Here is a 5708-nt window from a genome sequence, read left to right as displayed (position 1 = left end):
AGAACGAGTCGAATTATTCGATGGATTCGTGAGAATAGTTGACCTATTTAATCGAATTCATCGAATAATTGGGCCGTTCTTTCTGGAATTTAGGCCGAAATAGTCTTAAGTCCGACAGGCTCCTAGCGATCATCAATATAGGCAACGATCTGATGTGTATGAGCATAGGTGTGCTCAGAAATGTGCTCGATCAGTTGCTGAGTCTGCTCATCATTCAAACGGCTGTTGCTGCCACCATTTTCAGGCCTCAGTTTTTCTTTTTTCAGATAGTCATTCAGGTGGTGACAGATAGTCTCTTCACTTTTTCTCAAGGCCTGAGCAATAGAAGACGGTGACCAACCTTCAGAGTTGAGTAGAACCGCTTTGATACGGTCACACTCTCGTGAATCCCGCGATGTTTTATGGCGGGATTCCAAGGCTATTTTTTGCTGGTCGGTAAGGGTGATTTTAGGCATTGCTGGAGACTGTTAGAAAAGTACTGAAAAATCAAGCATCTTCAATGGTCACGGGTATAGATGACAATGACAGGCATTACGTGACGACAGCTGCCATAGCTGGCTTCCAGATTACGAGCCTGAGCGATCAGGTTGATGGTTTTGAAAGGGTTCGTGATCTTTTTAATGTTGTAGCTGTCATTACCTCCGCCTGCGGCGTAAGTGAATACTGACTTTACCGGGCGTTCCTTCAATATTTTGAAATTGAACTCTTGCGCTGCAGAACTGGCACTGGAAACAGAGCCGCTGGTTATGCTTTCGGCTGACCAGTCTGGGACAGAGTGTTGGTTCTCAGAGTGGGCATGGATGGATAGAAAGAGGGGGGAGCGATGCGCATGCAATAGACAGTAGCCGCTTAACCATGGTGGCCTCTTGAAGGAGTTAAACCATGGTCAAATTTATATGATCTGGGAAGGCTTGCTGGTAAATTCCCGTGTTCTTCAGTGAGCTCTCTGTTGTGCTAGTTCATTCATGTCTCATCCAGGCCAAACCGGAAGAGGGTGGCTTCCTTATAGATTTCGTCCGGTAGGAGTTGTGTGGACGGAAAGTGTGGTTGGTTAGGGGAGTCCGGATAATATTGCGTTTCAAGGCAGAAGCCGTCGTGTTTCTTATAGGTGGAGTGGGCTCGTGCAGGTTCTCCCTCAAGGAAGTTGCCTGTATAAAACTGGATACCCGGGCAGGTTGTCCAGACCTCCAGAGTTCTTCGGGATTCTGGCTCCATGACTTTGGCTATTAATTCCGGTGAGTCTGACGGTTTCTTTCCGGTCATCCAGTTATGATCGTAACCCCCAGCCAGGCGGATAGGTACAAAGGTTTCATCTAAATTGGCACCGATAGTACGGGGAGTGGTGAAATCCATCGGTGTATCTTTGACGGGGGCGATTTCTCCTGTTGGAATCAACAGGTTATCTGTAGGTGTGAAGTATTCGGCGAATAGCTGAAGGCGATGGTTGAGTGCTGTGCCCCGACCCTTCAAATTAAAGTAGGTATGGTTGGTCAGATTAACGACTGTGGGCTTATCCGTGGAGGCTTGATAATCAATGATCAGTTCGTTGTTCTGGTTCAAGGTGTAGGTGATATCAACAGATAGATTGCCAGGGTAGTTTTCTTCGCCGTCTCTGGACAGGTATTTCAGCTCAAGTCTGGCCTGATCGCGGCTAAAACCGGATCTCGTTTCCCAAATCTGATCATCAAAGCCCCGCTGACCACCGTGGAGATGGTTTTCCCCATTGTTTGTTGCCAGTTGATAGACCTCATTCCCTATTGGCAGACGGCCTTTATTTATTCGATTGGCATAACGACCAATAACCGCGCCAAAGTAGGCCGTTTCCTGTTCATAGTCAGATAGAGAGTCGCATCCCAGAACCAGATTGATGGTATTCCCATGAATATCGGGTGTTTTTATGCTTTCAATAATACAGCCCCGATCAAGAATCGTGACTTCCATGCCACAGTCATTAGACAGTCTGTAGCGTGTGACCTGTTGACCAAAACGGTTCAAGCCATAAGGTTCAGAGTAAATATTCATCGTTAGCGGCTACTGAGTCTGGGCACGTTCAATCTCTGGAATCTGCCCCAATGAACACATCAAAAGGGCAGGGGCGGTAGGTCAAATAAGAACGGATGTTCCCTGTGACGCGTTGCAGACATAAATATCTGCAGTCAGGCCGGTTCGATCAAAGTACTGCTGATCTATAGCAGATTGAATATCATCCACTAAATCGGTTGGAGCAAGAGCAACAACACAACCTCCAAAACCACCACCGGTCATTCGAACTCCGCCGCGTTCACCAATGACACCCTTTACGATTTCGACGATGGCATCGATTTGGGGAACCGTGATCTCAAAGTCGTCTCGCATTGACGCGTGAGATTGGGCCATTAATTGCCCCATCAGTTTCAGGTTGCCTGTTGGCAAGACTTCTGCGGCAGTCAGGGTTCGGGCATTTTCAGTGATCACATGACGAGCTTGGCGGTAAGCCAGTTCATCCAGCTGGCTTTTCTGTTCTTCAAGATCCTCCAGGGAGATATCTCTTAAGGCCTTAACCTTGAAGTGACTGGCAACCTGCTCACATTGACTTCGGCGTGTGTTGTATTCACTGTCAACCAGACCACGCTTTTTATTGGAGTTGATAATGACCACAGCAGCGTCTTCGGGAATGGCGACAGAGCGGGTATCCAGGCTGCGGCAATCCAGAAGCATGGCGTGATCATTTTCACCCAGGGCCGAAACCATCTGATCCATGATTCCACAATTAACACCCACGTAGTGATTTTCTGCTTCCTGGCCTGTCAAAGCCAGATCCTTGAGGCTGATCTCCAGGCCTGAAAGTCTGGACAGCGCCAGGCCGGTAACCACCTCCAGGCTGGCCGATGAGCTGAGCCCTGCACCTTGTGGAACATTCCCTGCGATCGCCAAGTTGGCTCCTTTGACGCTGTAGCCTTTCTTAAGAAGAGTTGTGGCCACCCCACGCAGATAGTTGCTCCATTTAGCCCCTTTGCTGGCCGGAATGGGACGGTTCAGGACAAACTCGGTCTTCTGTCCGTCATAGTTTGCAGCCGTTACAACGACTTTGTCGTCTTCTCGGAGGCTTGCTGCAATCATAGTCTGATAGTCGATGGCGCAAGGCAGTACAAAACCATCGTTGTAATCGGTGTGTTCACCAATCAGGTTGACGCGTCCGGGGGCCTGAAAAAAATGATTTGGCTGTGCGTTAAAGGTTTCTTCAAAGAGCTTGGTCAGCTGCAACTTTAAGTCCGTCATGATGGGCTCTGCTTATGCCTCAAGATAGTGAATTTCCGGGAGGTTTCTCAGACGTTCTGCTGCCTGTTCGGCTGTCAGGTCTCTCTGGGCTTCAGCCAGCATTTCAAATCCCACCATGAACTTTCTTACTGTGGCTGAGCGAAGTAAGGGAGGATAGAAATGAGCATGCAATTGCCAGTGTTCAAAGTCGCCCTGCAGGCTGGGAGCACCATGCCATCCCATGGAATAGGGGAATGAAGTCTGGAACAGGTTGTCGTATTTTGTCGTCAGCCGCTTCAGGCAGTCTGCCAGACTCTTGCGTTGACTTTCAGAAAGCTCAGGCAGCCTTGTCACCGGTTGCTTTGGCAAAAGCAGAGTCTCAAATGGCCAGGCAGCCCAGTAGGGAACGACAGCAATCCAGTGATCATTCTCGACGACGGTTCGCTCACCAGATTCTGACTCTTGCTGGGCATATTGAACCAGCAGGTTGTTCTGTTTCTGCTCTACCCATTTCAGTTGGTTGTCGTTTTCTTTTTGAGCTTCATTGGGCAAAAAGCTACTGGCCCAGACTTGTCCGTGAGGGTGCGGGTTTGAGCAACCCATGACAGCCCCCTTGTTCTCAAAGACCTGAACCCAGGGGTATTGTTGACCCAGCTCGGTGACCTGATCCGCCCAGGTGTTGATGATGTCATGAATTTCCTGGCAGGAAAGCTGGGGCAGTGTTTTGCTGTGGTCGGGGGAGAAACAGATAACCCGGGCTTCTCCACGCGCCGTTTCTGACCTGAACAGTTCGGACTGAGACGTTGCATCCGGTGTATCTGTCAGCAGGGCTGGAAAATCATTACCAAAAACATAAGGTCGGGTGTAATCGGGGTTCTGGTCACCGGTTATTCGGGTGTTGCCCGGGCAAAGATAACATTCCGGATCGTGGCTTGGGGGCCGGTCTTCAGCTGTTTTTTCAACTTGTCCCTGCCATGGCCGTTTGGCACGGTGAGGCGATACAAGAATCCATTCGCCAGTTAGAGGGTTGAAGCGGCGATGGGGGTGATCAGCAGGATTAAACTCTGAATAGCTCATGACAATTTACCGGGTAACGTTAGGAAGTCTGGGAAAGGGTTAGTTCTCATAACCTGCTGGATTTTTAGACTGCCATCTCCAGGTATCTGCGCACATGTCATCAACGCTAAGAGTTGCTCGCCAACCCAGCTGTTCTTCGGCATAGGTTGGGTCGGCATAGCATTCGGCAATATCGCCGGGACGGCGAGGTGCAATATGAAAACGTAGTGGCGAACCGCAGGCTTTCTCAAAAGCCCTGAGCATTTCAAATACGCTGCTACCCTTACCGGTTCCCAGGTTATAGGTATGAACGCCTCTTGAATTCCAGTGTGTCTGCAGGGCTGCCAGGTGACCTTTAGCCAGATCAACCACATGAATGTAATCTCGTACTCCAGTACCGTCGGGAGTTGGGTAGTCATGACCAAAAATGGCCAGACTTTCCCGTTTACCCACGGCCACCTGAGCAATAAAAGGCATCAGGTTGTTGGGAATACCGTTAGGGTCTTCACCAATCAGTCCTGATTCATGAGCACCCACTGGATTGAAATAACGCAGCAGGCTGAAGTTCCAGCGTTCATCGGAGGTAGCAAGATCCCTGAGAATTTCCTCTATCATCAGTTTGCTTTTGCCGTAGGGGTTGGTCGGAGAACCTGTCGGAAAGTCTTCGCGAATGGGAACCTTATGAGGATCGCCGTAAACCGTAGCTGAAGAGCTGAATACAAGATTATGAACATTAAACTCGGACATGATTTTCACAAGGTTCAATGTCCCTGTGAGACTGTTGTCATAGTATTCGTGAGGGATTCGGGTGGACTCACCCACGGCTTTCAGTCCCGCAAAGTGGATGACGGCGTCAATGGCATGCTGCCTGAATACTTCTCTCATACCTTTCTTGTCACGGATATCCACTTTATGAAAGTGAATTTCTTTGCCGCTCAATTTGCTGACTCGAACGAGAGATTCTTCCTTGGCATTGCAGAGGTTGTCTACGACCACGACTTTATGGCCAGCATTCAACAGTTCCAGGCAGGTGTGGCTGCCAATGTAACCGGCACCGCCGGTGATGAGTATGCTCATGATATCTACCGTGAAAATCTCTTCGTCAGAACATGAAAGACGTTTCTGTCGTGTGTCTCGGCTGAGAATAGGTCTGTTTAACTAGAAGCTGTCGGACTTATGCTTTCGAGCATAAATTTCAGTAGAACGAGTCGAATTATTCGATGGATTCGTGAGAATAGTTGACCTATTTAATCGAATTCATCGAATAATTGGGCCGTTCTTTCTGGAATGGCTCTTAGTGGATTCCGGGGAGCTGGAAACAGGATGACTTATGTGGCTATGAATAGAAGACGTTTTCTTGTAAAACAGTGTCATGAAACTTTATGACCTCCTCGATAACGCCAAGTGCTATGAAC

General features: G+C 48.9%; 5 protein-coding genes and 1 pseudogene. All 6 read right to left on the bottom strand.

Annotated features, from left to right (window positions below):
- Window positions 1-131 precede the first annotated feature (131 nt).
- Window positions 132-455: pseudogene (locus ACR2PX_RS18345) on the bottom strand (helix-turn-helix domain-containing protein); the annotation flags it as partial.
- A 41-nt stretch (window positions 456-496) separates the two neighbouring features.
- Window positions 497-835: a hypothetical protein gene (locus tag ACR2PX_RS18340; protein WP_434000809.1), complete on the bottom strand. Its 339-nt coding sequence runs from the start codon at window positions 833-835 to the stop codon at window positions 497-499.
- 128 nt (window positions 836-963) lie between these two features.
- Complete coding sequence (locus ACR2PX_RS18335) at window positions 964-2022, bottom strand: aldose epimerase family protein (RefSeq protein WP_434000808.1); 1059 nt, start codon at window positions 2020-2022, stop codon at window positions 964-966.
- A gap of 81 nt (window positions 2023-2103) precedes the next feature.
- Window positions 2104-3258 carry a galactokinase gene (galK, locus tag ACR2PX_RS18330; protein ID WP_434000807.1) on the bottom strand — a complete coding sequence of 385 codons (1155 nt, stop codon included), beginning with the start codon at window positions 3256-3258 and terminating at the stop codon, window positions 2104-2106.
- 12 nt (window positions 3259-3270) lie between these two features.
- Window positions 3271-4314, bottom strand: a complete 1044-nt coding sequence (locus ACR2PX_RS18325; protein ID WP_434000806.1) for a UDP-glucose--hexose-1-phosphate uridylyltransferase — start codon at window positions 4312-4314, stop codon at window positions 3271-3273.
- 39 nt (window positions 4315-4353) lie between these two features.
- Window positions 4354-5370, bottom strand: a complete 1017-nt coding sequence (gene galE, locus ACR2PX_RS18320) for a UDP-glucose 4-epimerase GalE (RefSeq protein WP_434000805.1) — start codon at window positions 5368-5370, stop codon at window positions 4354-4356.
- Window positions 5371-5708 lie beyond the last annotated feature (338 nt).

It is taken from the genome of Endozoicomonas sp., from assembly GCF_051008435.1.
GTDB lineage: Bacteria > Pseudomonadota > Gammaproteobacteria > Pseudomonadales > Endozoicomonadaceae > Endozoicomonas_A.
The sequence above is the reverse complement of the archived record's forward strand: the minus strand, read 5'-3'. Positions and strand labels throughout refer to the sequence as shown.

Bases quoted from the DNA above. Each gene is read 5' to 3' on its own strand.
- ACR2PX_RS18335 (WP_434000808.1), bottom strand. From the start codon at position 2,022: ATGAATATTTACTCTGAACCTTATGGCTTGAACCGTTTTGGTCAACAG.
- galK (WP_434000807.1), bottom strand. From the start codon at position 3,258: ATGACGGACTTAAAGTTGCAGCTGACCAAGCTCTTTGAAGAAACCTTT.
- ACR2PX_RS18325 (WP_434000806.1), bottom strand. From the start codon at position 4,314: ATGAGCTATTCAGAGTTTAATCCTGCTGATCACCCCCATCGCCGCTTC.
- galE (WP_434000805.1), bottom strand. From the start codon at position 5,370: ATGAGCATACTCATCACCGGCGGTGCCGGTTACATTGGCAGCCACACC.